The sequence below is a fragment of the Rathayibacter caricis DSM 15933 genome (assembly GCF_003044275.1).
Lineage (GTDB): Bacteria > Actinomycetota > Actinomycetes > Actinomycetales > Microbacteriaceae > Rathayibacter > Rathayibacter caricis.
The window spans coordinates 1,175,058-1,200,727 of the sequence record NZ_PZPL01000001.1 but is presented as its reverse complement, the minus strand read 5'-3'; the positions used below and the strand labels follow the sequence as shown (position 1 = coordinate 1,200,727).

Sequence of the window (25,670 nt, the reverse complement as noted above, 5' to 3'; positions counted from 1 at the left end):
TCTCCTCGGACTCGTGGGGGGACCCGCGGCCCGGGTCCCCCTGTCGGACGCTAGTCGAACAGCGCGTCGACCTGCTCGTCCGCGTCGGTGAGCGAGGACGGGTCGGCCTGCCCCTCGAGGACGGCGTCGACGGCCGGCGTCATGATGCCGGCGATCTTCGCCGCGTTGTCGGTGATCGGGAAGAGGAACGTGGTGCCGTCGTCGACCTGCTGCGTGAAGGCGGTGACGTCGATCCCCTTGTCGGCGAAGGCGGCCTTCGCCGCGTCGGTGCCGCTCGGGATCGCCGGGAAGACGACTCCGGCCGCTCCGATGACGTCCTGGCACTCGGCCGAGGCGAGGTACTCGACCCACTTGGCCGAGGCGTCCTTGTTCTCGGAGCCCGCCCAGATCGAGTCGGCGAGGCCGTTGAACATGGTCGAGCGCTCGCCGTCCGGGCCGATCGGGGTCGGCGCGATGCCGACATCGACGCCCGTGAGCGAGGTGAACGAGTTGATGTTCCACGAGCCGTTGGTGGTCATGGCGTACTTGCCGGCGCCGAACGTCTGCGCGGCGTCACTGCCGGTCACCGCGGCGACCGAGGGCATGTAGCCCTTCTCGATCAGGTCGGCCATCCAGCCGATGGTCGACTGGAACTTCTCGTCGTCGTAGTTGTAGGCGCTGCCCCACGGGTTCTCGTCGGTGTAGGTCCAGCCGGTGCTGCCGGCGTACATGCTCCACTGCGTCTGGCCGTTGCCGCCGCCCGAGCCGCCGTCCAGACCCAGTCCGTAGACCGCGACGCGGTCCTTGTCGAAGCCGTCCTCGTCGCCGCGGACGCCGTTCACGTCGACGGTGAGGTGGGCGATCGCCTCGCCGTAGGTGCCGCCGTCCTCCGGGTTCCACTCCAGCTCGGCGAGCTGCTCGGGGGTGTAGCCGCCGTCGGTGATCAGGGCCTCGTTGTAGAACACGGCCACGGTGTCCCAGTCCTTGGGCAGGCCGTAGCGCGCGCCGTCCTGGCCGACCCAGAGGTCGGCGAGGCCGTCCTGGTACTGGTCGACGTCGACGCCGTCCTTCTCGAGCACGTCGTCGAGGGCGACGAGCTGGTCGTTGGCGATGAAGTCGGCGTACTTCGAGAGGTGGTTCGTGAACACGTCGGGGGCGGTGCCGGCGACGAACCCGTTGGTCAGCTTCGTCCAGTAGTCGTCCCACGAGTACTGCGAGATGTTCACGGTGACGTCGGGGTTCGCGGCCGAGAAGTCGTCGGCGCACTGCTGGTACGCGGCCTTCTGGTTGTTGTCCCAGAGCCAGTACTCGACGGTGCCGGTGGCGGCGCTGGTGTCGATCGACGCGCCGTCGTTCGAGGCGGCGCCACCCCCTCCTCCGCCGACGCAGGCGGTGAGGGAGAGGCCGAGCGCGGTGGCGCCGGCGAGGACGGTGGCGGATCTGCGGAGAGTGCGTGACACGGTGGTGGGTCCTATCTGCTTCATTGCACGAGGTGGGGGAAGGGGTCTGCGGGGCGTCACTTGACGCCGGAGTAGCCGATCGAGTCGACGATGCGGCGGCCGAAGGCCAGGAAGAGCACGAGCACGGGCACGGCGGCGACGAGCGTCGCGGCCATGAGGCCGGCCCAGTCGGGGCTGCCGTTGGGGGTCTGCGAGCGGAACACGCCGAGGGCGACGGTGAGGACGCGGGACTCCTCCGTGTTGCCGGCGAGCAGCGGCCAGAAGTAGTCGTTCCAGGTGTTGATGTAGGTGAGGATCCCGAGCGTGGCCAGCGGAGCGACGCTCATCGGCACGATCAGGCGGAAGAAGATGCGCAGCTTGCCCGCGCCGTCCAGCTCGGCCGCCTCCTCGATCTCCTTGCTGATCCCGAGGAAGAACTGGCGGAGGAAGAACACGGCGAACGGGGTCATCAGCAGGCTCGGCAGGGCGAGCCCGGCGAACGAGTTGAGCAGCCCCAGGTCGCGCATGAGGACGAAGTTCGGCAGCGCCGTGAAGATCGGCGGCACCATGAGCGCGGTGAGGAAGAGGAAGAACACCGCGTCGCGCCCCGGCCAGCGCAGGCGGGCGAAGGCGTAGGCAGCGAGCGAGCAGAACAGCAGCTGACCGGCGGTGACGAGGGTCGCGTAGGCGACCGAGTTGCGCAGGTAGAGCCAGAAGTTCACGGAGGCGCCGGAGCCGCCCTCGGCGATCGCCTGCTCCTGCGTCGCGAAGCCGAGCACCCGGGCGAACGCGCCCCAGGTGAACTCGACGGGCAGGAGCGAGGTGGGGTCGCTGGCGAGGGCGTTCTCGGTCGAGAAGGCCGTGCGGATCATCCAGAAGAAGGGGAAGAGGGTCACGAAGAGCGCGGCGATCAGGGCGGCCCAGGCGAGGATCCGGCCGGCGGAGGGACGGCGGCGGACGGGCCGGCGCGGGGCGGGAGGGGCGGCGGCGAGCGTCGGATCGCTCAGCGGCAGGGTGGCGGTCATCGGTCTTCCTTCTTCACGCGAGGTCGGACTGGTCGGCGCGCAGCAGCCGGAGCTGCAGGAGCGCGACGCCGGCGAGGATGACGAGCAGGACGACCGAGATCGCGCTGGCGTAGCCGAAGTCGTTCTCGCCGAAGCCGACCTGGTAGATGTAGAACTGCATGACCCGGGTGGCGTTCACGGGTCCGCCGCGCGTGGTCACGGCGACGGTGTCGAACACCTGGAACGAGCCGGTCACCGTCACGACCAGCACGAGGGCGAGAACGGGTCGCAGCAGCGGCAGCGTGATCCGCCAGAACGAGCGCCACTCGCTGGAGCCGTCGATCTGCGCGGCCTCGTAGACGTACGGCGGGATCATCTGGAGCCCGGCGAACACGAGCAGCGCCGTGTAGCCCATGTGCCGCCAGACGTTGACCAGCGCGATCGTCGGGATCGCCCAGTCCTGATCGGCGAAGAACGGGATGCGGGTGAGGCCGACCGTCTCGATCAGGCTGTTGACGAGCCCGAGCTGGTAGTCGAGCAGGAGGAACCAGATCATCGCGGCGATGACGTTCGAGATGAGGAACGGCAGCAGGATCGCTCCGCGGATCACCACCGACTGGGTCACGCGGTGCATCAGGACGGCCAGCCCGACGGCGACCACGGTCTGCACGACGATGTTGATCGAGACGTACTCGAGCGTCACCCAGACCGAGTTCCAGAAGAGCGGATCGGTGGCGAGCCGCACGTAGTTGTCGAACCCGATGAAGCTCGGGGCGCTCATCAGGTTGTAGTCGGTGAAGCTGAGGTAGATGCCCCGGACGGTCGGCGCGACGTAGAAGGTGCCGAAGCCGATGGCCGCCGGAAGGATGAACGCGATCGCGACGAGGAGCTCGCGGCCACGGGCGCGGCGGCGGTTCGGGGTGAGCCGGGGCCGTGCGGCGACGCCGTGCGCGGCCGTCATCCGCGGTGCCGATGCGCGCCGGGGAAGGTCGTCATGGTGACTCCCTTGTCAGTACATACGAGTAGCTACTCGTGTAGCTTGTGAGGAGAAGCTACACGAGTAGCTCGGCCTTGTACACATGTCGGCAAGATGTCCTGACATGAGGGCCGTCACCCTTCGCGACATCGAGATGGAACCTTCATGACAGCGTCGTCCGTTCCCGAGCCCACCAGCGTCCGAGTGCAGCTCGAGCCGGGCGGGGCGTTCCTGGACGCGGCCCGCTCCCCGGTCGACGTCGCCCTCGGCGCCGACGGCTACGGCCTGCGGATCGAGGTCTCGACGACCCGGCAGGTGGCGCGCGTGGTGCTGCGCTGGCGTCGGCCCGTGCCCGCCGGCGCCCTGGTGCTGGGCGACGCGTGGGAGCGCAGCTACGGGGAGCTGGAGTGGGCGTCCGTCCGGCCCGAACGTGTGCTGCCCTGGAGCGTGCTCCTCCACGACCCCGCCACCGGCGCGACGGAGGGACTCGGCGTCGCGGTGCGGGGCGGAGCGCTCGCCTTCTGGCAGTGCGACCCGCTCGGCGTCACCCTCACCCTCGACCTGCGCAGCGGCGGCGCGGCCGTGCGCCCGGGTGACCGCGCCGTGCACGCGGCGACCGTGCACCGCGTCGAGGGCGGCGACGGGCCCTTCCGGGTGCAGCAGGAGCTGATGCGCGCGCTGTGCGCGGATCCGCTGCGCCGCTCCGGCCCGCTGGTCGGGGCGAACAACTGGTACTACGCCTACGGACGCGACTTCGGGATCGACGCCGTCGTGCGCGACGCGCGGATGGTCGCCGATCTCGTCGGCGACCACTCCGTGCGGCCCTTCGGCGTGATCGACGACGGCTGGAGTTCCGACGGCACCGCCGACCACCTGGCCGCCTCGCCCGGGCCGTGGCTGCAGGGGCGCCCCGACCGGTTCCCGGACATGGCGGACGCGGCCGACGCGCTGCTCGCCGAGGGGGTGCGACCGGGCGTCTGGTACCGGCCGCTGCTCACCCGCGACGCCTCGGTCGCGGGCATCCGGGGTCCGCGCGACGGCGCTCTGGCGCTGGACCCCAGCTCGGGTGCCGTGCTCGACCTCGTCGCCGCCGACGTCGACCGGCTCCGCGGCTGGGGCTACGAGCTGATCAAGCACGACTTCTCGACCTACGACCTCCTCGGCGCCTGGGGGCCCGACTTCGGCGCCTCCCCGGGCGACGGACCGGCGCTGGCCGACCCCTCGTCGACCACGGCGGAGGCGCTCGTCGCCTTCTACCGGACCGTCCACGCCGCCGCGGGAGCGTCCCTCGTGCTCGGCTGCAATGTCGTCGGCCACCTCGCGGCCGGACTCGTCGACGCCCAGCGGATCGGCGACGACACCTCCGGACTCGACTGGGACCGCACCCGCCGCGTCGGGGTCAACACGCTGGCCTTCCGCCTCGCGCAGCACGACGCGTTCTTCACCGCCGACGCCGACTGCGTCGCGAGCACCCCGGGCACCGACTGGGCGCTCAATCGGCAGTTCCTCGACCTCGTCGCCCGCAGCGGAACGGCCCTCTTCGTCTCGGTCGACCCCGCCACCCGGAGCGACGCCGTGGACGCCGACCTGGCGGCCGCCCTGCGCCTGGCCCTGGACGGCGGAACGCCGGGCGGCATCGAGCCGCTCGACTGGATGCACTCGCCGACCCCGTCGCGCTGGCGGGCCGGCGACGAGGTGGTCGACTACTCCTGGCTCGCGGACGAGGGCGCGGACGCGTTCGAGCCGTTCGCGTCGGCGAGCCCGGACCCGGCGGCTTGAGCGGGCGGCGTTCGCGGGAACGTGAGGATGCGCGCGGCCGCGACTCGACGCGGATCGGGGCCTGCGGACGACGGACGCCCCGGTCCGCGTCAAGTCGCTGCGCGGCAGGTGGCCGAGTGGACGCGGACCGGGCGCATCGAGCGGATGAGGGCCCGCTCCGCGCCCACTCGCCGACGCGGCCTCAGGTCCGCAGCGTCTGACTCGGCTTCTCGCCGAAGCGCGCCTGGTAGGTGCTCGCGAAGCGCCCGAGGTTGCCGAAGCCCCATTCGCGCGCCACGGCGGCGACCGTCGTCGAGCACGGGTCGCCCGCGACGAGATCGGTGCGCGCGCGGTCGAGGCGCACGTCGCGCAGGTAGACCGACGGCGAGACTCCGAGGTGCCGCTGGGTCGCCTGCTGCAGGGTGCGCGTGTGCAGTCCGGCCGCGCGGGCGGCGTCGGCCGGAGTGATCGGGTCGCGGGCGTGGTGCTGCAGGAAGTCGAGCGCCACGCGGGTCCGCGAGGCGGACGGGCGGCGGAGGATCTCGGGCACGTCCCACGCGCGCCACGGGAACAGCGCCAGCAGCGCGCGGGCGAGGTTCAGCTCGGCCGTGAAGCGCACGAGCGGAGCGGTCGCCGCGGCGGCCAGCGCCGACGACGCCTCCGACACCGCGGTGCGCCAGCGCACGAGCACGCTCGGATCGGGGTCGGCCTCGTGATCGAACGAGACGGGTCGGCGCGGTCCGGCGTGCGACTCCGTGGCGACGTCCTCGAGGAACGCCGGGGCGAAGTGGATCAGGTTCTGCCGGTGCGGCAGGAAGTCGAGACCGAAGTGGCGCTCGGCGGGGAAGAGGAACGGCGCCGACGCCGCTCCGGTGCGCGTGAAGGGGCGCAGGGTGAGCGCGCCGCCGCCCGCCCGGAACCAGCCGACGACGTACTCGCGCAAGTGCGGCACCTCGCCCGAGAGGGCGCCGGCGCAGTCGGAGGTGCGCAGCGTCACGCGCTCGCTCCCCCGGAACGCGTAGCGGAACGAGAACGCGCCGGCTCCCGGAGCGACGCGGAAGCGCCCTCCGCCGTACGCGTCGGCGTAGACGGCCGACGCCGCCTCGGGATCGACGCCCGTCACCTCGAAGCGCCGCTCGGCGCCTCCCGTCGCATCGGAGGAGGAGCCGAAGGGGCTGCCCGTCGTGAACGTCGACCCGCTCATGACGGCCGCCCGGGCCGGCCGAAGGGGGTGTGTCGCATGGAGGGACCTCGCTGTGTCGTGAGGCCGGCGGCCCGGCCCCGGTCGGGTCCGCGTGCGCGTCGGCTGCTATTCAGACGCGTTCGGGGGGCGTTTCGTCACGATTCCGTCGCCTGAGAAGTCCCTCCACAGTGAGCGGAACGGCCGGTTCGTGCGCCGAGCGGCCATCCCACGGGCTCCCCGGCCCCGAGCCTGGTAGGCATTCCCTCTGGGCCGCGCACCGGCCCGATCCGCGGGCGCCGCCCGTGGGACGACGTCCCGGACCACGACGCCCGGACGCCGGCAGCGACCCGACGGCAGGAGGCGATCATCGACGACGACCCCCTCCTGCACGCCTCGGACGCCACCCTCGCCGCCCGCGCGGTCGACGGCGACATCGCCGCGTTCGAGCAGCTCGCCCGCCGCCACGGCGCCCTGATGCGGGTCTACGCCGCGAAGCTCCTCGGCTCCGACGTCGAATCCGACGACGTGGTGCAGGAGGCGTTCCTCACCGGCTGGCGCCGCCTGGCCGATCTCGACAGCCCCGCGCACATCCGCAACTGGCTGATGCGCATCGTGACCCACAAGGCGATCGACCGGATCCGCGTCCGCCGCCGCCACGACGACATCGACGACTGGGACCCGCCCGCTCCCGCCGAGCACTCCCCCGAGCGCATCGTCGAGGCCCGCCTCCAGCTGGACGCCGTCTGGGAGGCACTGGACCGATTGCCCGCGGATCAGCGACGCTGTTGGTTGCTCCGCGAGACCGCCGGCTACAGCTACCAGGAGATCGCCGACGCTCTCGACCTCCCCGTCTCGACGGTCCGCGGCCTCCTCTCCCGCGCTCGACGATTCCTGCTCCACGAACTGGAGGCATGGCGATGAACCCCGACGACGCCGTGCCCGACGACGACCTCGACGGCCACACGCTGGACGAGCTCGGCGAGTACCTCGACCGCGGACGCACCCCGCTCGACCCCTCGATCGAGAACTCCGCCGCCTGCCGCCTCGCGCTCGCGAACCTCACCCGCCTGACGGAGCTGTCGGCGAGCGCGCTGCGCAGCCGGGCCGACCGCGAGCCCGATCGCGACGACGTCTGGATCGCGGGGCTGCTCGACGCGATCCGCTCCGAGGTGCGCTCCGGCCGCGACGTGCCGATCGGCCACCCGGATCCCACGCTGCGCCTGGCCCTCACCGAGGCCGCCGTCCGCGGCATGATCCGCCGCGCCGGCGACACGATGGGCGGCGTGATCATGGGCCGCTGCACGCTCGACGGCGACGTGGCGACGCCCGGCGCGCCCGTCCGGGTCGACGTGACCTGCGCCCTCGAGTTCGGCCTGTCGGTCGACGAGGCCGCCGATCGGCTGCGCGAGCGCATCCGCTACGCCCTCGAGCGCCACACCGACCTCGTCGTCACCGAGATCGACGTCACCGTCGACGACGTCTACGCCCGCCGGGAGGACCGACCGTGACCGACGACACCGCGCTCTCGCAGCGCCTCACCGCCGCCGTCCGCGACGCGGAGGGCGTGGTCGGCGTGTACCCCGCGCAGCCGCTGCTCGAGGCGGCCGCCGACGCGCTCGCCGTGACGCTCTCGCTCCGCCAGCCCGACGTGCTGGTCGACATCGACCGGTCGGAGGGGTTCACGACGGTCAGCGCGCACATCGCCACCTCCGCGGCGCTGCCCGCTCCGGAGATCCTGCGCGCGGTCGGCGAGCTGCTGCACGGGATGCTCCGGGAGGAGCCGAGCGTGACCGGTCCGCTCGCCGTCAACGTGAAGGTGCGCCTGATCGAGGACTCGGGACGCGCGGAGGAGTAGCGCCGCGCACTCGGTCAGAGCGGGAAGACGACCCCGCTCATCCGCTCGGACGCGGCCCACAGGCGGGACGCGAGCGGTTCGTCGCGGGCCTGCCGCGACCGGCCGATGAGCTGAGCCCCTCCGCGCATGTGCAGGAACCGCTCCGGGCCGGTGAACGCGCCGGGCGGCACGTCCCCACTGGCGGCGAGCAGCACGGGCAGAGCGCCGTCCTCCGGGCTCTGCGCGAGCAGGGCGGTCAGGCGCGCTGCGATCCCCGTCGCGCGCCCGGTCATGCCCGTGGCGACGAAACCCGGATGGGCGGCGACGGCGAGGACGGGCGATCCCACCGCAGTCAGCCTCCGCTGCAGCTCGGCCGTGAAGAGCAGCCCGGCGAGCTTCGACGTCGCGTAGACGCGCGACTCCCGGTACGGGGTCCGCTCGGTGTTCAGATCGTCGAGGTCGAGGCGCCCCATCCGCTCGGCCTGCGATGCGAGCGACACCACGCGCCCCGTGATCCGCGGCAGGAGCAGGTTGGTGAGCGCGAACGGGCCGAGGTGGTTGGTGCCGAACTGCAGCTCGACGCCGTCCGCCGTGCTCTCGCGCTGGGCGGTCGAGACTCCGGCGTTGTTGATCAGCACGTCGATCGGTCCGCTCCACTCCTCGGCGAAGCGGTGGATCGACGCGAGGTCGGCGAGGTCGAGGCGGCGTACGAGGGTGTCACCGGCGATCGCGGCGGCGACGCCCTCGCCCTTCGCCGTGTCGCGGACCGCGAGCACGACCCGCGCACCGGCCGCCGCCAGGGCGCGGGCGGTGGCGAGGCCGATCCCGCTGGTGGCGCCGGTGACGACGACGGTGCGGCCGGACTGGTCGGGAGGAGTGGAGGTCATGGGGCGAGACTAGGCACTGTCTAGAATCTAGTCAATGCCTAGCAGTACGATCGACAGGTGACCCCGCCCTTCCACCACGGCTACCTCCGCGCGGAGCTGCTCGAGCAGGCCGAGACGCTGCTGCGCACCGACGGCGTCGACGCGCTGTCACTCCGCGAGCTCGCCCGGCGGGCCGGCGTCAGCCACGGGGCCCCGCGGAGCCACTTCATCGACCGGCAGACGCTGCTCGACGCGCTCGCCGTGCGCGGGTTCGACCGACTCACGGAGGCGGTGCACGCGGCCGTCGAGTCGCCCGGCGCGTTCCCGGAGCGGTTCCGCCGCGTCGGCCGCGCCCATGTCGCCTTCGCGGTCGAGCACGCCGCACTGATGGAGCTCATGTTCCGGCTCGCCGCCGACGAGGGGCCGGTGCGGGAGGCGTCCGCGCGGCTCCTCCAGGTGCTCGACGGAGCCCTCACCGTCGAGCCGTCGGGCGACCCCGGCGCTCGCGAGCGCTTCCAGCTCCTCTTCGCGGCGTCGGTGCAGGGCACGGCCGCGCTCGTGATCGCGCAGCGCGTCACGCCGGAGCAGGGCCAGGTGCTGATCGACGACGCGACCGACGCCCTGCTCGGCTCGGACCTGTGGGAGCGCGTGCAGCGCTGAACGCGGCCCGCGCCACCCGCGATCCGTCACGGACGGCCGCGTGATCCGCCGATCGGCGGCCGTTCGCGACGTGTCGATCACCCTTGCTGGTCGAGTAGCCGCCGCAGGCGGCGTATCGAGACCCGCGTCCCTCGGAGAAGCGGGTCTCGATACGCCCGCTCCGCGGCCTACCCGACCAGCAGCACAGCGCCCGAAGCCCTCCCCGCCGCGCGAGGCCCCCACCCCTTGCTGGTCGAGTAGCCGCCGCAGGCGGCGTACCGAGACCCACGTCCGCCGGCGCGTCAGGACGACTGCCGGACGACCAGCCGGTGCGAGAGGGCGACGGTGCGCGTGACTCCCGCGGTGTCCCCGTCGAGCCGCTCGAGCAGGAGGCGGGCGCACGCGCGCCCGATCTCGCGGGCGGGGTTCTCGACCGTGGTGAGCGCCGGGTTCACCAGCGAGGCGGCGTCGATGTCGTCGTAGCCGGTCACGGCGAGGTCCTCGGGGACCCGCAGTCCCCTCTCCCGGGCGGCGTCGAGGACTCCGATGGCGATGAGATCGTTGGCGGCGACGATCGCATCGGGGCGATCGGCTCCGTCCAGGAGCGCCGCGGCGCCCGCGCGACCGCCTTCGCGCGTGAACGACTCGAAGCGGATGTCGCTCGCGACGATCGGGCGACCGGCGTCCCCGTGGGCCCGCTCGAAGCCCTGGAGGCGCTCGGTGGTGGTCGTCGCGTTCTCGTCGCCGCCGACGAAGGCGATCCTCCGGTAGCCGCGACCGAGCAGGTGCTCGGTGACGGCGCGCACGCCCTCGGCGTCGTCGGTGTGCACGACGTCCCCGCCGGAGGCGACGGTGCGACCGAGCGTGACGAACGGGATGCCGGCCGAGCTCAGCTCCTGCAGGATCGTCGCGGTGATGCCGTACGGCGCGGCGACCACCCCGTCGACCCGGCGCGAGATCAGCTGGCGGAGTGTCGCCTCCGATCGGCCGATCCCGCTCGAGTCGGTGATGCTGAGGAAGAGCCCCCGGGGCACGAGCACATCCTGCATCCCCCCGGCGACCAGCGGGTAGAAGGGGTTCTCGAGGGTCGGCACGACCAGGGCGATGGTGTTCGTGCGTCCCGAGCGCAGCTGGGCCGCTCCGGGGTGGGCGCTGTAGCCGAGCTCCGCGATCGCCGCCTCGACACGGAGGCGGGTGGCCGGCGCGACCGGCCGGTTCCGCGAGAGGACGTGCGAGACCGTGGACACGCTGACGCCGGCCGCAGCGGCGACGTCCCTGATTCCCGCCATCGCGTGTCCCCCCGACGTCGAAAGCTTGTGCATCAGCGCGGGGTGGCGTACACGCATCCGCACCGAAGTCTTCGCAGAGTAGCGCTTCGCAGTCCTCGCTCACGGGTACGCTCACTCAAAACGTTTTGCACAGGCGGAGGATCATGACGAAGGACCGCGCACGGGGCTCCCTGCTGGGGCTCGCCATCGGCGATGCCATGGGGGCTCCGACCGAGGGCATGACCCTCTTCGCCATCCGGGAGCGATGGGGGCGGGTGACGACCTTCGTCGAGGAGGACGCCGCCGGCACCGACGACACCGAGTACGCCGTGCTGACCGCGCAGAGCGTGCTGGCCGGCGGCGCCGGGATGACGTCCGACGACGTCGCCCGCGCTTGGCTCACCGCGCTGGAGGTGCAGAAGGCCGGCTTCCACGGGGCGGGCTTCAGCGAGATGATCGCGCTGGCGAACCTGCAGGCGGGGCTCCGTCCGCCGGTCAGCGGGCAGCGCAACTCCGAGATGTGGAGCGACGGAGCGGCGATGCGCGCGGCTCCGATCGGGATCTACGCCGCGGGGGATCCGACCCTCGCCCGCCGCCTCGCCGTCGTCGACGCCCGGGTGAGCCACGACCGCGACGGCGTCTTCTGCGCCGAGTCGATCGCGGCGGGCGTCGCCGTCGCCATGGTCGCGGACTCGATCGATCCGGTCCTCGAGGCGATGCTGGACGCCCTCCCCGCCGACTCGTGGTCGCTGCGGCTGGTGCGGCGGGCGCTGGACGTCGCCTCCTCCGCGTCGTCGGTCGAGGCCGCGGAGGAGGAGCTGTTCGAGCGGATCCCGCTCCGGCAGTACATGTGGGCGGACGCCGCTCCCGAGGCCCTGGCGCTCACGATGGGGCTGCTGCAGGCCACCCGGGGGTCGCTCGCGGTCATCGAGTCGGGCGTCAACATCGGCCGCGACTCCGACACGATCGCCGCCATGGGCGGAGCGGTCGCCGGCGCCCTGCACGGAGCCGGCGCCCTCGACCCCGCACTGGTCGCTCAGGTGAGGTCGGTCGCCGGCCGTTGCATCGAGGCGACAGCAGGGACGGACCTCATCGACCTCGCCGACGCCCTCGTCGACCGGTCGACCGCCGACAGGAGGATCGCCGCATGACCACCGATCGAGAGCGGCGCGCCGTCGCCGCCGTGCACGGACTCGCCCTCGGCGACGCCCTCGGAGCCCCCGCCAGCGAGCACCGCACCATCCACGACCCCTTCGTGCGCCAGAGCCTGCGCCGCGGTCGCGCGGAGCTCGACGCAGAGCTGGTGCTCCGGCCCGTCGTCCCGTTCGTCCTCAGCGCCCTCGGCACGCAGTCGCTCGTCGGCACCGACGACACCGAGCTCTTCGCGGTCGCCGCGCTCGCGATCCTCGAGGCGGGGCCGTCGGACGCGAGCGCCCTCTTCGCGAGCTGGCGCCGCCTGATGTCCGTCGACGGCACCTGGACCGGCACCGCGCAGCGCTCGGCCCTGCTCAACGCCGACGAGGGCCTCCTGCCGCCGCAGACCGGGCGCGACAACCCCGCCTTCTACGACGACACGGCCCTCCCGGGCGCACTCGCCGCCGCCGTCGCGAGAGAGGACCCGGCAGAGGCGTCCGCTCTCGCCCGCACGCTCGCCGAGATCACCCACGACGGCGTCGGAGTGGACGCGGCCGGGCTGTTCGCCGCGGTCGTCTCGCGCGCCCTGCGCGGGGAGGCCCTCGCCCGGGCGCTGGACGCCGAGCTGGCGTCGTCCGACCTGGACGACTGGCTGCTCGACGGCATCGCCGATGCCCGCCGCATCCTGGACGAGCACGCGACGATGTTCGCGGCGGTCCCCGCGCTGGTCGCGCGCTTCGCCCCGCGCACCTACAGCCACCCGGGCACGGTGACGGAGACGCTCCCCCTCGCGCTCGCCCTCGCCGAGCGGGCGGACGGCGACCACGAGCGCGCGATGCCTCTCGCCTTCTCGATCACCCGGCACCAGGACAGCCTGCCGGCGCTCGTGGGAGCCCTCTGCGGCGCGGTCGGCAGCGCGGTCGACGCGGGGCCGGTCGACGTCGTGAGCGGAGTGACCATCCCCTCGGTCGCCGGCCGCTCCCTCCGGGACCTCGCGGCCTCCCTCCTCGCCTCGAGCCCGGCGCCCCGAGCCTGACCGGGTGAGGGGTCGGCGGACTCCCGCCGGCGGAGCGCGCTCGGGCACGTCGATCCGTCGCGCGGGGCCGCGTGATCCCGCGATCGGCGGCCGTCCGCGACCTCTCGGTCAGCCCTCTGCGACGGTTCGCGCGCGGGTGGCGGCACCGCCCCGGGCGCGGGTCAGAACAGGCGGACCGCGTCGGAGGGCTCGTCGAGGCCGCGCACCAGCACCGGGATCCGCTTTTGGAACGCGAAGAACCCGCGCGACGCCGAGGGCCACGCGGTGCCGTCCCATCGGCGTCGCACGGTGACGAGCGCGACTCCCTCGCCCGCGAGGGCGGGGCGGAGTGCGTCCAGCCGCTCACGGACGGGACCGACCGGTGCGTACGGGACCACCACGGTGTCGAGCCGCTCGGACGTCGCCCACTCGAGGACCGTCGCGGGACGCGCATCGGCCAGCAGCCGGGCCGGCCGACCACCTGCATCCTGCGCACGGGACGCGGCGTCGACGAGGGCCGCTCCGGTGAAGGCCTGCACCGCCTCCGACACCGCGAGCGGGGAGCGCTCCTGGGCGTCGGCGGCCGCGGCGCTCGCCACGATCCGGTCCGCCAGGCCGGGCTGCTCGGCGAGGAGGCTCTCGGCGTCGAGGTCCTCCTCGTGCAGCAGGAGGCCGGGGCGGGCGCCGACGGTCCCGACCACGTCGTCCGAGCCGATCGCCTCCCGGGGCGGGAAGTGCTCCTCCAGCAGCGCGGGAGCCGTGGTGGCGAGGCCCTGCGGAGAGAAGCGCCCGTCGGTGTACCGCGCGATGTTGGAGGCGGACGCCAGGTAGGTCTTGCCCGGTGTCTGGAGGCCGGCGACCCACCTCCACGACAGCGTGTTCGACGCGGCGTCGCCGTCGAGCAGGTGCCGGTAGAAGAAGTCCGCGCCGAGCTGCCAGGGCAGCTCGAGGGTGAAGATCCAGATGCTCGCGAACCACATGCGCGTGTGGTTGTGCAGGTAGCCGGTCTCGACGAGCTCGCGCACCCACTCGTCCATCGCGTCGATGCCGCTCCGCCCGCCGATCGCGTCGCGGTACCCCGACGGGAGGCCGGCCGCGGCGAGGTCGTCCACCTCGCGGCGGTAGCGGCGCCACACCTCCGGGTTCTGCTCGAGCCAGCCCTTCCAGTAGGTGCGCCAGAACACCTCCTGCACGAACTTCTCGGCAGCGGTCAACCGGTGGCGCGCGAGGACCGCGGCGACGACCTCCCGCTCGGTCACGAGCCGGTGGCGGAGGTACGGGGAGAGCCCGGACACGTTGTCGCGCGACGATCCGAGGTCGTGGTTGCGGTCGCGGGCGTAGGCGCCGCCGGCGCGGGGGACGAAATCGGCGAGCGCGTCGAGCCCGGCGGCTCGGGTCGGGAGGAACATCGCCCCATCATGGGGGGCGTCGCGGTGCGGAGACTGACAGCGCGCGACCGCGTGGCTCGTGTGCCCGCGGGCCTCCCGGGCCTCCCGGGCCTCCCGGGCCTCCCGGGCCTCCCGGTCCTCCCGGTCCTCCTGGTCCTCCTGGTCCTCCTGGTCCTCCAGAAGTTGCGGGAAGCGCGAGCAGTTACCGCAACTTCTGGAGAAGCGCGCAGGCCGCTTCTGAAGGAGGGTGCGCACCGCGATCGGAGGGACCACGAGCCACCCCAGGAATCCCCACCACCCACCCCCTAAGTTGGGGCGTGGGGCCGAGGGAAGGAACTGCCGATGAGCATGGAAGGCGCGGCCTGGAGCTCGCTCTACAAGATCTCGACCGTCAGGGACGGCAAGCACGGCATCTCCCGCGCGTCGGTCAGGCGGATCATGACGTTCGCCGTGCCGTACCGGTCGCAGCTGCTGATCTTCATCACCCTCTCGATCGTCGGAGCGTTCCTCGCGGTCGCGACGCCGGTGCTGGCCGGCCAGGTGGTCGACGTCATCGTCGCGCGGGGCGAGGTCGCCACGATCATCCGGATCGCCGTCGTCATCGCGCTCGTCGCCGTGGCCGACGCCGCCGTGTCCCTCGTGACGCGCTGGTACTCCGCGCGGATCGGCGAGGGCGTGATCCTGGACCTGCGCACCGCCGTCTTCGATCACGTGCAGAAGATGCCGATCGCGTTCTTCACCCGTACCCGCACCGGCGCCCTCGTGAGTCGCCTCAACAACGACGTGATCGGCGCGCAGCAGGCGTTCAGCGGTACCCTGTCGGGCGTCGTCACGAACCTCGTGGCGCTCATCCTCACCCTGATCGTCATGCTCAGCACGTCCTGGCTCGTCACGGTCCTCGCCGTCGTCATGCTCCCGATCTTCCTGGTGCCCGCGCGCCGGATGGGCGGCCGCCTCGCCGCGCTCCGCCGCGAGGCCGCCGATCACAACTCCGCGATGAGCACGCAGATGACCGAGCGCTTCTCGGCCCCCGGCGCCACCCTCGTCAAGCTGTTCGGCCGGCCCGACGAGGAGGCCGAGGAGTTCCGCGTCCGCGCCGCCCGTGTCCGCGACATCGGCGTCCGGACCGCGATGCTGCAGTTCGTCTTCTTCACGGCGCTGATGCTCGTCTCGGCCCTCGCCCTCGCGCTCGTCTACGGCCTCGGCGGTGTCCTCGCCCTCGGCGGCGCCCTGGACACGGGCGAGGTGGTCACCCTGGCGCTCCTCCTCACCCGCCTCTACGCGCCGCTGACCAGCCTCGCGAACGCCCGCGTCGAGATCATGAGCGCGGTGGTGAGCTTCGAGCGCGTCTTCGAAGTGCTGGACCTCGAGCCGCTCATCCAGGAGAAGCCCGACGCCGTCTCCGTCCCCGAGGGCCCCGTCTCCGTCGAGTTCGACGACGTCCGCTTCGCCTACCCGTCCGCGGACAAGGTGTCCCTCGCCTCCCTCGAGGAGGTCTCGACGCTCGACACCCGCGGCGGCGAGGAGGTGCTGCACGGCGTGTCCTTCCGCATCGAGCCCGGTCAGACGGTGGCGCTCGTCGGCACGTCCGGAGCCGGCAAGTCCACGATCGCGCAGCTGCTCTCGCGCCTGTACGACGTCGACAGCGGTGCCGTGCGGCTCGCCGGGACGGACGTCCGCGACGTCACGTTCGACTCGATGCGGCACTCGCTGGGCATGGTGACGCAGGACGGCCACCTGTTCCACGAGACGATCCTGTCGAACCTGCGCCTCGCCCGACCGGAGGCGTCCCTCGACGACGTGTGGGACGCGGTCCGCCGCGCGCGGCTGGAGCCGCTCCTCCGCTCGCTGCCAGACCAGCTCGACACCGTCGTCGGCGAGCGCGGCTACCGGCTCTCGGGCGGCGAGCGCCAGCGCCTGACCATCGCGCGGCTCCTGCTCGCCCAGCCGCGGGTCGTCATCCTCGACGAGGCGACCGCCGCGCTGGACTCGACCTCGGAGGCGGCCGTGCAGGCCGCGCTCAGCGAGGCGCTGGAGGGGCGGACGGCGATGGTCATCGCGCACCGCCTGTCCACCATCCGCAGCGCCGACCTGATCCTCGTGATCGAGGACGGCTCCATCGTCGAGCGCGGCACGCACGACGAGCTGCTGGCCGCCGGCGGCCGGTACGAGGAGCTGCACCGCACCCAGTTCGCGGTGCAGAAGAGCCTCGCGGCCGACGTGGAGGCGCTGACCGGGGCGTGAGCCCCTCGCCGCGGCGGCGCTCTCGGGGCGCAGCGGCGGCGGTCCGCGGCCTCCGCGCCGAGCGTCCCGGCTGCGGGCGCCGCCGTCGAGAGGTGCGGCAGTGTCCCTCCGCGCTCGGGGAAGGGCAAGGGGGCGCGGTGCTCGAGGAGCACGACGGACTCTGAGGGGACACCACGATCCTCTCGGAGGCAATGATGTTCTTCCACGTGCAGCGACTCATCAACGACATCGAGCAGGACGAGCCGGATCCGGCCGCCGCGAACGCACTGCAGGAGGGGCTCGGCGGTCAGTTCGGCGAGATGCGCACGATGATGCAGTACCTCTTCCAGGCGATGAACTTCCGCGGCGCCGACGCGAAGCCGTACCGCGACCTGATCCAGGGCATCGGCACGGAGGAGATCAGCCACGTCGAGCTGATCGGCACCACCATCTCGCGCCTGCTCGACGGCTCCCCGCGCTACAACGGCAAGCCGACGGATCCGCTCGACACCCCGGGGGCCGGTGGAGCGACTCCGCTGAACATCGCCCTCGACACGGGCAACATCCACCACTACCTCGTCGGAGCGCAGGGCGCCCTGCCGGTCGACTCGGTCGGCAACCCGTGGAGCGGAAGCTACGTCTACAACTCGGGCAACCTCGTGCTCGACCTGCTCTACAACCTCATGCTCGAATCGACCGGGCGCCTGCAGAAGTGCCGCATCTACGAGATGACGGACAACAAGACGGCCCGCTCGACGATCGCCTACCTGATCGTCCGCGACCAGGCCCACGAGAACGGCTACGCCAAGGCGCTCGAGACGCTCGGCATCGACTGGAAGAAGACCCTGCCGATCCCGAAGACGAACGCCGAGAGGTTCCCCGAGGTCAAGAAGCTGGTCGACCTGGGGCTGCAGAGCAAGCAGTACACGTTCGACCTCGAGGGCGCGTCGGAGGCGGGGAAGATCTTCCGCGGCGCCTCGCCGTCGAACGACGGCACGACCCTCGAGTCGAAGGAGCAGGCTCCGGAGGGAGTGCCCTCGGTCATCGCGCCCGAGCGCTTCGAGGAGTTCTCGCCGGGCCTGGATCCCGAGCTGCTGAAGCTGATCCAGACGACCGCCGAGATGGAGCTGGACGAGATCAGCTCGTTCTACGGCCCGACCGGGAAGTAGCGCGATCGATCCGTCGCGAGTGGCCGTGCGGATCGCGGCTCCACGGCCGTTCGCGACGGATCGACGTCCTCCGGACGGGTCGGACCCACCCGTCACGGACGGTCGTCCCGACCGCGAACCGACCGCCGTTCCTGACGGATCGAAGTCGTCCCTCGACGGAACGAGGAGCACGCTACGGAACGGCGGGCTCACGCGGCGGATCGGAGTGCCGCCCGGAGCGAACACGTGTTCCGCTCGCCGTCCGCATCGGCTCAGCTGGGGACGTGCAACGGATTCTGGTGCTGGGTGGGACGGGATGGCTGGGCCGCGAAACGGCGTCGGCCTGGGCGCGGCGTGGCGCGGAGGTGGTCTGCCTCGCTCGGGGAGTGACGGGACCCGTGCCCGACGGCGTGAGGCTCGTCGTCGCGGACCGCTCGCAGCCCGGCGCCTACGACGGGCTCGGCGGCGACTGGGACGCGGTCGTCGAGCTGGCCGCTCCGCCCGCGCTCGTCGAGGGAGCGCTCGGCGCCCTGGCGGACAGAGCGGCGCACTGGACCCTGGTCTCCTCCGTCTCGGTCTACGCGCGCACCGACGAGCGCGGTGCCGACGAGTCGGCGGAGCTCGTGACTCCGACCGACCCCTCCGACTACGCGCACGCGAAGGTGCTCGCCGAGCAGGCGTCGACCGCTCGGCTCGGCGACCGGCTCCTGATCGCACGGCCCGGCCTCATCGTGGGCCCCGGCGACCCGAGCGACCGCTTCGGGTACTGGCCCGCCCGCCTGATGCGGGGCGGCACCGTGCTGCTGCCGGAGCCGGCGGGCCGCTGGGTGCAGGCGATCGACGTGGCGGATCTCGCGGAGTGGATCGTGTCGGCGGGAGCAGGAGGCCTCACCGGGACCGTGGACGCGGTCGGACCGAGCACTCCGTTCGAGGAGTTCCTCGCCGCGGTCAGGTCGGCCACCGGATTCGACGGGGAGTTCGCTCCGCGCTCCGACGAGTGGCTCCGGGAGCACGGGATCGACCACTGGGCGGGGCCGCGGTCGCTGCCGCTGTCCCTCCCGCGGCCCGACACGGCGTTCGCGCGACGCAGCGGAGCCGCGTACCGGGCGTCCGGAGGCGTCTTCCGTCCGCTGAGCGACACGGTCGAACGGGTGCTCAGCGACGAGATCGCGCGCGGACTCGGCCGTGCGCGCCGGTCGGGGCTGGCGCGGGAGGTAGAGCGGGAGGCGCTCGGCGCGGTGCATCCCGACCGGGTGCGGCACCCCTCCTCGCTGAACGAGTAGCCGCGCAGTGGGCGTATCGGATCCTGATCGAAGGGCGACCCGCTGGAGGCGGCGGGTCTCAATACGCCCCTCCGGGGCTACTCGACCAGCGAAAGGAGGGAGCACCCCCTTCCTCCGCGGGTCTCGATGCACCCCTCCGGGGCTACTCGACCAGCAGCGGAGGGACGGGTCAGGCGGGCGGGGCCGAGCGGCGCGGGATCGACGCGAGGTCGATGCCGAGCTCGGTGCGCAGGCGCGAGGCGAAGACGCGCTCGAGGTCGGCGCAGGCGGGGTCGCCCTCCGCCCACAGGCGCGCGGCGACGCAGGCGTCGGCCAGTCGGGCGGCGGTCAGGTCCGACCACCACTCACCCGACCCCGCCTCGGCGAGCAGCGCGCGGGCGGCGGCGACCTCCGCGCGGGCGCGCTCCAGAAGCAGCCGGGTCGCCTACGGATCGGACTTCGCCGTCCAGAGGTCCGCGATGCGCGCGCTGAGGAGCGCTTCGGCGCGGCAGCAGGCGTCGTCGACGACTGATCGGGCGTCGGTCCGGGCGAGCGGGGCGCACACGGTCGTCACGACCGCTCCGGGGTACGGGAGCGGTCTGCGGTCGGGACGGGCGGGGAATCCGTCATGGGTGGCCTTTCACGAGGGACGGGCGACGCGGTGGCGGACGGAGTGACGTCGGATCGACGCGAGCGGGGGTCTCGCGCTCCGTCCCGAAGGGGTACATCCACGTTACTGAGGGGTTCCTCAGGCAGGGAGGGCTTGTCAGGGCCTTGCCGGGAGGAGCAGAGGTTCAGCAGAGGCGCCGACCGCCCGGAACGCGGGCCGTCCTCTTGCGGACGTGTCCGCTAGCGGACGTTGCGCGCGCGCGGATCGGTCCCGAGACTGAGGGGCCGCCCGCCCCGATCCTGGAGGATCCTCTGCCCGCCTCGACCGACTCCCCGCCCTCCCCCGCGCCGGTCGGTGACCGTGCCGTGCGCGCCTGGCTCCGCGGCGGATCCCTCGGACCGACCGCGCTGTCGCGCCGCGGCGGGATCCTGGTGCTGCTGTCGATCCTCCTGGTGCTGGTGCCGATCGCCGCGCTGACCCTGCTGCACGTCGACGCCCACGTGTCGCTGAAGGTGACGGTGGTCACGATCACGGTCACCGCGCTCGTCGGGGCGGTGCTGCGGGTGATCGCCGACGCGCGGCCGACTCCGCGGGGCGACCTCGACCGCGCGGGCAAGGCGGTCGGAGCGGTCGCCGCGGTGTTCACGGTGCTGTCCGTGGTCGTCGATTGGAGCATCATCCGGCTCTGAGCGCGACCTCGACGGTGTCCGGAAGCGGACAAGTCCGCAAGCGGCGCTTGTCGGAGCGCTCTCACGGCTGGACACTGAGAGCTCGCGACCCTCTCGCGACGCGGCCCTCGACGGTCGCCACGATCCCCTGGAGGACGCCGTGCGGCATCACCTCGCACCTCGGCCGACCGCGTCGGCTCCCTCCGTCGCCCGGTCGAAGGTCGGTCGCTCCGCGTACGGGTCGGCCCTGTGAGCACGATCGAGAGCGCGGCCGCGGTCTCCACGCCGTCCGCCGAGCCCGACGCGGGTGCGGGCCTGTCCGCCTCCGATCCGCGTCGCTCCGCGTCCGATCCGCATCAGCCCGCCGTCGCTGAGGCACCCGGCACGCCGGCGACCCGCCGGTCCCGCCTGCGCGCGTGGCTCCGCGAGGGCTCGCTCGGCCCCACCGAGCTGACCCGTCGCGGCGTGCTGCTGGTGCTGCTCTCGATCGCGCTCGTGCTCGCACCGGTCCTGACGCTCACGCTGATGGACGTCGACTCGCACGTCGCCCTCAAGGAGTGGCTGCTGGCGATCACGGTCATCGCGATGCTCGGCGCGCTGCTGCGCGTGGTCGCCGACATCCGCCCCACTCCGCGGAGCGACCTCGATCGCGCGGGCAAGGCCGTGGGCGCGGTCGCGGCGATCTACACGGCCGCGGCCGTGATCATCGACTGGAGCATCCTGCACCTGTGACGGGATCCGGAGCAGCCCGACCGCTCCGATCCCGCGACGACCCCCATCCGAGGCACGCCTCGCTCCGAAGACCCTGCGACAGAGAAGGAGATCGAATGGCTTCCAGCAGCAGACGGTGGCACGTCGGAGCGATCGTCGCGCGTGTGCGCGCGTCGTCCGCGATCAGCGCCTCCGGACTCGACACCGCGGCCCGCGCCGCCCGCAAACTCGACGTCCTCCGGATCGCCGACCTCGTCGACGCCGGCCGTCTCACCTCCGAGCAGGCGGTCGAGCAGTTCCTGCGCATCGTCGACGAGGTCTCGGCGGGTCCCTCCACCTCGCCGAACCCGATCCTGAACGGCTGACGCGACCTCAGGACGAGGCGCCGGCCCGCCCGCGGATCGCGCCCACCGCCGCACCGAGCAGCGCGGCCAGGCCCGCCGCCGCGGTGCTGACGGCGGTCACCGCCTCGCTCCACGGCGTCGTGTCGTGCGACTGGAAGCCCATGACCGCCGGAGCGATCAAGAACGTCGCGAGCAGCACGCCCGGCATCGTGCTGCCGAGCAGGCAGGCGAACGCGACGCCCAGCGCCACCGAGCGCCCGAGGGCTCGCACCGCGAGTGCCCCCAGGCCGAGCACCGGGATCAGGCTGAGCGCCATCTGCAGCAGCGGGGCTCCGATCGGAGTCGGGGCGCCGAGGAGCCCCGAGACCAGCGCGTGCGCGCCGTTCAGCGCGAACACCACCGCGATGGCGATCGCGCTCGCCCGGAACACGGCGCTCACCGGCGCGAGAGCGCGCATCAGCGCCAGAATCCCCGCGGCGAGCAGCAGCGTCGCGACTCCGAAGACCTGCGCAGCCGCCCCCACATTCACCCACGGGTCCGCGGGCATGGAGTAGTCGTAGAGGTGGTCCTGGATCGTCCGGTCGTCCGGCGTCCCCGCCTCCCCCACGATCAGCCAGCGCTGCACCGCGGCCTGCAGCTGCAGAGCCGCGGAGGCGAGGAACGCGGCGGCCGCGAGCAGCGCCCACGCCGGCGACGTGCGGGCACGGCGGGTGGGAGTCGCGACGACCGTCATGGCGGCACGCTAGCGCCGCCCCGGGTACGGCGGAGGAACAGCGGGCGTCGAGGCGGCGACGGGCACGCCCCGCTCCTCCCGAACGGTAGGGGATCTCGATACGGCCGCTGCGCGACCTACTCGATCAACGAAGAAGGACGACCCTGCTGGTCGAGTAGCCCCGCAGGGGCGTATCGAGACCCGCGCCTCCCGGGCAGTGGGCCATCTGGATCGACGCGTCGGCGCGCCTCCGGGAACGGCGGGAGCCCGCCGCACCGGAGTGCGACGGGCTCCCGTCAGCAGCGCTGATCCCGACCGGTCAGCCGCAGCTGCGGGCCGTGTACGGCGCCGCGGTCGTCGCGGTGACGGGCGAGCCGCCGACCGTCGCCGTCGCGGTGACCGTCGCCTCGCCCGCGGCGAGCTGCGTCGAGCGCACCGTGTAGGCGGCCGAGGCGTTCGCGCCCGGCTTCACTCCGGCGAACGTCTTCACGCCCTCCGAGGTGCGGATGGACACGTCCATCGGCACGGTGTCGCCGTTGCGGGCGACGACCGTCAGCACGACCTTGCCGGCGAGGCAGCGGCTCGAGGCCGTCGCCGAGACCTTCAGCGACGCCGTCACCGTGACGACGGCCTGCACCGGCATCCGCGACGCGTCCTGCGCGACTCCCGAGACCGTGAAGGTGCCGGCCGTGGCGTAGGCGGAGGGGGCGACCGCGTCCCACGCGACGTCGACAGTGCTCGTGGCACCGGCCGCCGTGGTGATCGTGGCGCGCGGCAGCACGGGCGCGGTGCCCGGGGCGGTCGTCGCCGTCAGCGGAGCGACCGATGCGACCGCGAGGGTCGGGGCGAAGCCCTCGAGCACCTTCTGGTACTCGGCGCGGGTGACCGGGATCACCGTGCCGTGACGGGGCTTCCCTCCGTCGGCGTTCTGCGGCAGGTTCGCGGCGAGCTTCGAGCCCAGCGGCTGCCAGGAGTTCCCGTCCGCGATCTCATCGGTGCCGAACGGCACGTAGTGGTTCGGTCCCTGGTGGTAGTCGGGCTGGTCGATGAAGAGGAACCAGTCGAGTCCGTTCACGTCCCCCTCGTTGGCGGGGAAGACGTTCGGGCCCTCACCGCTGGTGAAGGTGCCGCCGGAGCCGTTGGGCAGGCCCGACGCGACGCGCTCCTTGATCAGGGTCCACTCGTCGGCGGGGCCGGCCGTGCCGGGCAGCGCGCCCGAGACGGTCGCGAGCAGGTCGGTGCTCTTCTCCTCGCGCAACGTCATCGACGCCTCGTCCTTGGTGAAGCGGTAGTAGACGCCGTCCTCCTCGGCGATCGTCGAGTCGATCGTGCCGCGTCCGGCGCCGCGCTGGACGTCGATCCACGGCTTCGCCTCCGAGAAAGTGACGAAGTCGTCGGTCGTCGCGTACATCATCCGGTTGTAGGTGACGGACGTGCGATCGGCGACGTTCGTGGTCGGGTAGATGTTCGAGGCCCAGAACACCACGTAGGTGTCGAGTGCGTCGTCCCAGTACGCCTCGGGCGCCCAGGTGTTGCCGACGAAGTCGGAGGACACCTTGACGTGCCGCTGCGCGGACCAGTTCACGAGGTCGGTCGACTCCCACACCTCGATGTGCTTCGAGCCCGACTTCTGCGACGTGTCGAAGCCGCCCGCGAGGCCGGCGATCTTGAGATCGGTGGCGAGCATGAAGAACTTGTCGCCCTCCTTCGACCGGATGATGAACGGGTCGCGCAGTCCCTGGGTGCCCAGGGTCGACGAGAAGACGGGCTTGCCGCCGTTCAGGGTGTTCCACGAGAGCGCGTCGTTGCCCTTCGAGGCGGCGAGGCTGACCTGCTCGGCGCCGTCGCCCTCTCCGGTGAAGAACGCCCAGACGTAGGCCTCGGTGTCGTCGGTGCCCGTGGGCAGCGGCTGGACGCGGAGGGTGATGTCGCGGGTGCGGCTCACCGTTCCACTGGTCGCCGTGGCGCGGACGACGACGTCGATCGCGGTGCCGCCGGCGGCGGGGCGCTCGACGTCGATGGTGCGGGTGCCGGCGGCGCTGCCGTCGCGGAGGGTCGCGCCGGTGGGGCTGACGACGCTCCAGACGAGGGCGGAGCCGAGCGCGCCCGTCGAGGGCACGGTGACGTTGGTGCGGATGTCGCCGACATTCGGGATGGTGATCGAGGCGAGGTCGCGCTCCACCTTCTCGGTGTCGGAGAGCTGCGCCGCCACGGACACCGGGTAGGCGACGGAGCGGGTGGCGCCGCCGACCGCGTAGGTCGCGGTGAGCACCACGGAGGCGGCGGGCGAGCCGGCGGCGGGACGCGTGACGGTGGCGGTCCCTCCGCTGACCGCGATCGCGGAGCTGCTCGAGGTCCAGGTGATCGCGACGCCGCTGGCGGTGGCGGGCAGCGGGAAGCTCGCGGTGGCCTCGGTCGGGATCGTCACCGAGGCGACGGCGCGGTCGAGGGCCTGCGAGGAGTACAGGGCGCTCACGGCGTCACCGGTGAGGGCGCTGCCGTAGACGGCGAAGTCGTCGATGTCGCCGTTCCAGCCCGCGTCGGGGTAGGTCGAGCGCGCGAGGTAGGCGACGAGGGAGGAGCCGAAGGACGAGACGTCGCGCGCGATCGTCGTCGTGGTGCCGATCTGAGTGCCGTTGACATAGACCTTCAGTGTGCCGTTCGTGCCGTCGATGACGGTCGTGTAGAGCGACAGGCCCGCGGGCGTGCGCGCTCCGAGCGTCTGCGTGTTCGTCGCTCCGGGGCCGACCTCGGTGCCCCAGGGGGCGCCGGCGTTGACGGAGTTGGTGACGACGGACTTGACGTAGCCGGCGGTGTTCGTGGGGTTCAGCAGCCAGTACCCGGAGGAGTGCTGCGCACCGCTCGCGATCGGTGCGCCGACGAACGCCGCGGCGGTGTTGGCCGCGCCGGAGCGGGGCGAGAGCCAGGTCGAGAACGTGAGGTCCTTCCTGCCGGCGAGCGGCGCGGTGGGGATCTCGAGGTAGGGCGCGGCGGCCGCGGAGCCGCCGGGGAAGCTGATCGCGCCGTTGCGGACCTCCGCGCCGGTGCGACGCATCGTCGCGTCGTAGTCGTTGCCGCTCACGTCGTCGATCGTCGTGCCGGTGGGCGCGGTGTCGAACGTGTAGTGCAGGAGCGGAGTCTCCGTGGCTCCGAAAGCGGAGCTCGGTACCGTGGCGCCGAGCAGCGCCGTGGCGGCGACGGTGCCGATCGCCAGTGCGATCCTCACCGCCGAACGTGATCGAGTCATGCAGAAGGCCCTCTGTGGTCGGTGCGGCGTCGACGACCGACCCGCAGGGCTCCGCGGATTCGCGCGTCTTCGCACGGAATGTGAACGTGAACACTCTAAGTGAGACGGTTCACGGAAGGCCACCCCGGATGAGGGACGTGTTCAGGCGCGGCCGACGCGGCCGAGTGGACCCGGATCGGGCTCTGCAGCACTTGTGGACCCCGTCCCCCGCCCACTCGGGCCATCCCGCCTCCACGATCGGACTCGGAACGGGGCGCCGAGC

General features: G+C 72.6%; 23 protein-coding genes. 13 read left to right on the top strand and 10 right to left on the bottom strand.

Annotation, left to right across the window (positions count from 1 at the left end; genetic code table 11):
• Positions 1-50 precede the first annotated feature (50 nt).
• The 3 genes from C1I63_RS05585 to C1I63_RS05575 are packed head-to-tail and all read right to left on the bottom strand — an operon-like array spanning position 51 to position 3,383.
• Positions 51-1,439 carry an ABC transporter substrate-binding protein gene (locus tag C1I63_RS05585; protein ID WP_244906988.1) on the bottom strand — a complete coding sequence of 463 codons (1,389 nt, stop codon included), beginning with the start codon at positions 1,437-1,439 and terminating at the stop codon, positions 51-53.
• A 56-nt stretch (positions 1,440-1,495) separates the two neighbouring features.
• Positions 1,496-2,443: a carbohydrate ABC transporter permease gene (locus C1I63_RS05580; protein ID WP_056868991.1), complete on the bottom strand. Its 948-nt coding sequence runs from the start codon at positions 2,441-2,443 to the stop codon at positions 1,496-1,498.
• Between the two features lie 13 nt (positions 2,444-2,456).
• The gene (locus tag C1I63_RS05575) at positions 2,457-3,383 is read right to left on the bottom strand and encodes a carbohydrate ABC transporter permease (RefSeq protein WP_107574086.1); all 927 of its coding nucleotides are present in this window, start codon (positions 3,381-3,383) and stop codon (positions 2,457-2,459) included.
• A gap of 180 nt (positions 3,384-3,563) precedes the next feature.
• On the opposite strand from C1I63_RS05575, the gene C1I63_RS05570 reads away from it, so the two are divergent.
• Complete coding sequence (locus C1I63_RS05570) at positions 3,564-5,177, top strand: alpha-amylase family protein (RefSeq protein WP_211315574.1); 1,614 nt, start codon at positions 3,564-3,566, stop codon at positions 5,175-5,177.
• A 181-nt stretch (positions 5,178-5,358) separates the two neighbouring features.
• Here C1I63_RS05570 and C1I63_RS05565 read toward each other — a convergent pair whose 3' ends face one another.
• Positions 5,359-6,360 (bottom strand): helix-turn-helix transcriptional regulator, encoded by a 1,002-nt coding sequence (locus tag C1I63_RS05565; RefSeq protein WP_107574085.1) that lies wholly within the window; start codon positions 6,358-6,360, stop codon positions 5,359-5,361.
• Positions 6,361-6,702: 342 nt separating this feature from the next.
• Here C1I63_RS05565 and C1I63_RS05560 point away from each other — a divergent pair, with 342 nt between their 5' ends.
• From C1I63_RS05560 to C1I63_RS05550, 3 genes are read left to right on the top strand one after another with little or no spacing between them, the layout of a single operon-like run.
• Complete coding sequence (locus tag C1I63_RS05560) at positions 6,703-7,260, top strand: RNA polymerase sigma factor (protein ID WP_077224174.1); 558 nt, start codon at positions 6,703-6,705, stop codon at positions 7,258-7,260.
• Positions 7,257-7,847, top strand: a complete 591-nt coding sequence (locus tag C1I63_RS05555) for an Asp23/Gls24 family envelope stress response protein (RefSeq protein ID WP_162238011.1) — start codon at positions 7,257-7,259, stop codon at positions 7,845-7,847. Before C1I63_RS05560 ends, C1I63_RS05555 begins: the two co-directional genes overlap by 4 nt.
• Positions 7,844-8,194 (top strand): hypothetical protein, encoded by a 351-nt coding sequence (locus C1I63_RS05550; protein ID WP_056868986.1) that lies wholly within the window; start codon positions 7,844-7,846, stop codon positions 8,192-8,194. The genes C1I63_RS05555 and C1I63_RS05550 overlap by 4 nt, the downstream gene beginning before the upstream one ends.
• A 14-nt stretch (positions 8,195-8,208) precedes the next feature.
• On the opposite strand, the gene C1I63_RS05545 is transcribed toward C1I63_RS05550, so the two are convergent.
• Positions 8,209-9,060: an oxidoreductase gene (locus C1I63_RS05545; protein WP_107574084.1), complete on the bottom strand. Its 852-nt coding sequence runs from the start codon at positions 9,058-9,060 to the stop codon at positions 8,209-8,211.
• Positions 9,061-9,117: 57 nt separating this feature from the next.
• Between C1I63_RS05545 and C1I63_RS05540 the strand changes: the two genes are divergently transcribed.
• Positions 9,118-9,699, top strand: coding sequence for a TetR/AcrR family transcriptional regulator (locus tag C1I63_RS05540; protein ID WP_107574083.1), 582 nt, complete (start codon positions 9,118-9,120; stop codon positions 9,697-9,699).
• 281 nt (positions 9,700-9,980) lie between these two features.
• Here C1I63_RS05540 and C1I63_RS05535 read toward each other — a convergent pair whose 3' ends face one another.
• Positions 9,981-10,967 (bottom strand): LacI family DNA-binding transcriptional regulator, encoded by a 987-nt coding sequence (locus C1I63_RS05535; RefSeq protein WP_170116320.1) that lies wholly within the window; start codon positions 10,965-10,967, stop codon positions 9,981-9,983.
• 143 nt (positions 10,968-11,110) lie between these two features.
• Between C1I63_RS05535 and C1I63_RS05530 the strand changes: the two genes are divergently transcribed.
• Both C1I63_RS05530 and C1I63_RS05525 read left to right on the top strand, forming a co-directional pair.
• A complete protein-coding gene (locus C1I63_RS05530) occupies positions 11,111-12,097 on the top strand; it encodes an ADP-ribosylglycohydrolase family protein (RefSeq protein WP_107574081.1) in 987 nt (328 codons plus the stop codon).
• Complete coding sequence (locus tag C1I63_RS05525) at positions 12,094-13,116, top strand: ADP-ribosylglycohydrolase family protein (RefSeq protein ID WP_107574080.1); 1,023 nt, start codon at positions 12,094-12,096, stop codon at positions 13,114-13,116. Before C1I63_RS05530 ends, C1I63_RS05525 begins: the two co-directional genes overlap by 4 nt.
• 161 nt (positions 13,117-13,277) lie before the next feature.
• On the opposite strand, the gene C1I63_RS05520 is transcribed toward C1I63_RS05525, so the two are convergent.
• Positions 13,278-14,504, bottom strand: a complete 1,227-nt coding sequence (locus tag C1I63_RS05520) for an FAD-binding domain-containing protein (RefSeq protein ID WP_107574079.1) — start codon at positions 14,502-14,504, stop codon at positions 13,278-13,280.
• 321 nt (positions 14,505-14,825) lie between these two features.
• Here C1I63_RS05520 and C1I63_RS05515 point away from each other — a divergent pair, with 321 nt between their 5' ends.
• The 3 genes from C1I63_RS05515 (at position 14,826) to C1I63_RS05505 (ending at position 19,137) form a co-directional block, all read left to right on the top strand.
• Positions 14,826-16,727, top strand: coding sequence for an ABC transporter ATP-binding protein (locus tag C1I63_RS05515; protein WP_107574078.1), 1,902 nt, complete (start codon positions 14,826-14,828; stop codon positions 16,725-16,727).
• Between the two features lie 194 nt (positions 16,728-16,921).
• On the top strand, positions 16,922-17,875 hold the full coding sequence (locus C1I63_RS05510) for a manganese catalase family protein (RefSeq protein WP_055784925.1): 954 nt from the start codon (positions 16,922-16,924) through the stop codon (positions 17,873-17,875).
• 263 nt (positions 17,876-18,138) lie between these two features.
• Positions 18,139-19,137 (top strand): NAD-dependent epimerase/dehydratase family protein, encoded by a 999-nt coding sequence (locus tag C1I63_RS05505; protein ID WP_107574077.1) that lies wholly within the window; start codon positions 18,139-18,141, stop codon positions 19,135-19,137.
• Between the two features lie 424 nt (positions 19,138-19,561).
• Here the strand turns inward: C1I63_RS05505 and C1I63_RS20270 are convergent, their stop codons facing one another.
• Complete coding sequence (locus C1I63_RS20270; protein WP_280523111.1) at positions 19,562-19,690, bottom strand: hypothetical protein; 129 nt, start codon at positions 19,688-19,690, stop codon at positions 19,562-19,564.
• A gap of 401 nt (positions 19,691-20,091) precedes the next feature.
• On the opposite strand from C1I63_RS20270, the gene C1I63_RS05495 reads away from it, so the two are divergent.
• The 3 genes from C1I63_RS05495 (at position 20,092) to C1I63_RS05485 (ending at position 21,470) form a co-directional block, all read left to right on the top strand.
• Positions 20,092-20,415: a hypothetical protein gene (locus tag C1I63_RS05495; protein ID WP_107574075.1), complete on the top strand. Its 324-nt coding sequence runs from the start codon at positions 20,092-20,094 to the stop codon at positions 20,413-20,415.
• 228 nt (positions 20,416-20,643) lie between these two features.
• The gene (locus tag C1I63_RS05490) at positions 20,644-21,126 is read left to right on the top strand and encodes a hypothetical protein (protein WP_107574074.1); all 483 of its coding nucleotides are present in this window, start codon (positions 20,644-20,646) and stop codon (positions 21,124-21,126) included.
• Positions 21,127-21,221: 95 nt separating this feature from the next.
• Positions 21,222-21,470 (top strand): hypothetical protein, encoded by a 249-nt coding sequence (locus tag C1I63_RS05485; RefSeq protein WP_055784904.1) that lies wholly within the window; start codon positions 21,222-21,224, stop codon positions 21,468-21,470.
• Positions 21,471-21,477: 7 nt separating this feature from the next.
• Here C1I63_RS05485 and C1I63_RS05480 read toward each other — a convergent pair whose 3' ends face one another.
• Together C1I63_RS05480 and C1I63_RS20265 are read right to left on the bottom strand one after the other, a co-directional pair.
• Entirely contained in the window at positions 21,478-22,182 is a 705-nt protein-coding gene (locus C1I63_RS05480) for a hypothetical protein (protein ID WP_107574073.1), read from the bottom strand.
• A gap of 298 nt (positions 22,183-22,480) precedes the next feature.
• Complete coding sequence (locus C1I63_RS20265; protein WP_107574072.1) at positions 22,481-25,387, bottom strand: immunoglobulin-like domain-containing protein; 2,907 nt, start codon at positions 25,385-25,387, stop codon at positions 22,481-22,483.
• Positions 25,388-25,670: the final 283 nt, after the last annotated feature.

What these genes read in the sequence shown, in the direction of transcription:
- C1I63_RS05525 (WP_107574080.1), top strand. Translation starts at nt 12,094, where the DNA reads ATGACCACCGATCGAGAGCGGCGCGCCGTCGCCGCCGTGCACGGACTC.
- C1I63_RS05515 (WP_107574078.1), top strand. Translation starts at nt 14,826, where the DNA reads ATGAGCATGGAAGGCGCGGCCTGGAGCTCGCTCTACAAGATCTCGACC.
- C1I63_RS05485 (WP_055784904.1), top strand. Translation starts at nt 21,222, where the DNA reads ATGGCTTCCAGCAGCAGACGGTGGCACGTCGGAGCGATCGTCGCGCGT.
- C1I63_RS05575 (WP_107574086.1), bottom strand. Translation starts at nt 3,383, where the DNA reads ATGACGGCCGCGCACGGCGTCGCCGCACGGCCCCGGCTCACCCCGAAC.
- C1I63_RS05535 (WP_170116320.1), bottom strand. Translation starts at nt 10,967, where the DNA reads ATGGCGGGAATCAGGGACGTCGCCGCTGCGGCCGGCGTCAGCGTGTCC.
- C1I63_RS05545 (WP_107574084.1), bottom strand. Translation starts at nt 9,060, where the DNA reads ATGACCTCCACTCCTCCCGACCAGTCCGGCCGCACCGTCGTCGTCACC.
- C1I63_RS05480 (WP_107574073.1), bottom strand. Translation starts at nt 22,182, where the DNA reads ATGACGGTCGTCGCGACTCCCACCCGCCGTGCCCGCACGTCGCCGGCG.
- C1I63_RS05570 (WP_211315574.1), top strand. Translation starts at nt 3,564, where the DNA reads ATGACAGCGTCGTCCGTTCCCGAGCCCACCAGCGTCCGAGTGCAGCTC.
- C1I63_RS05555 (WP_162238011.1), top strand. Translation starts at nt 7,257, where the DNA reads ATGAACCCCGACGACGCCGTGCCCGACGACGACCTCGACGGCCACACG.
- C1I63_RS05580 (WP_056868991.1), bottom strand. Translation starts at nt 2,443, where the DNA reads ATGACCGCCACCCTGCCGCTGAGCGATCCGACGCTCGCCGCCGCCCCT.
- C1I63_RS05530 (WP_107574081.1), top strand. Translation starts at nt 11,111, where the DNA reads ATGACGAAGGACCGCGCACGGGGCTCCCTGCTGGGGCTCGCCATCGGC.
- C1I63_RS05520 (WP_107574079.1), bottom strand. Translation starts at nt 14,504, where the DNA reads ATGTTCCTCCCGACCCGAGCCGCCGGGCTCGACGCGCTCGCCGATTTC.
- C1I63_RS05565 (WP_107574085.1), bottom strand. Translation starts at nt 6,360, where the DNA reads ATGAGCGGGTCGACGTTCACGACGGGCAGCCCCTTCGGCTCCTCCTCC.
- C1I63_RS05510 (WP_055784925.1), top strand. Translation starts at nt 16,922, where the DNA reads ATGTTCTTCCACGTGCAGCGACTCATCAACGACATCGAGCAGGACGAG.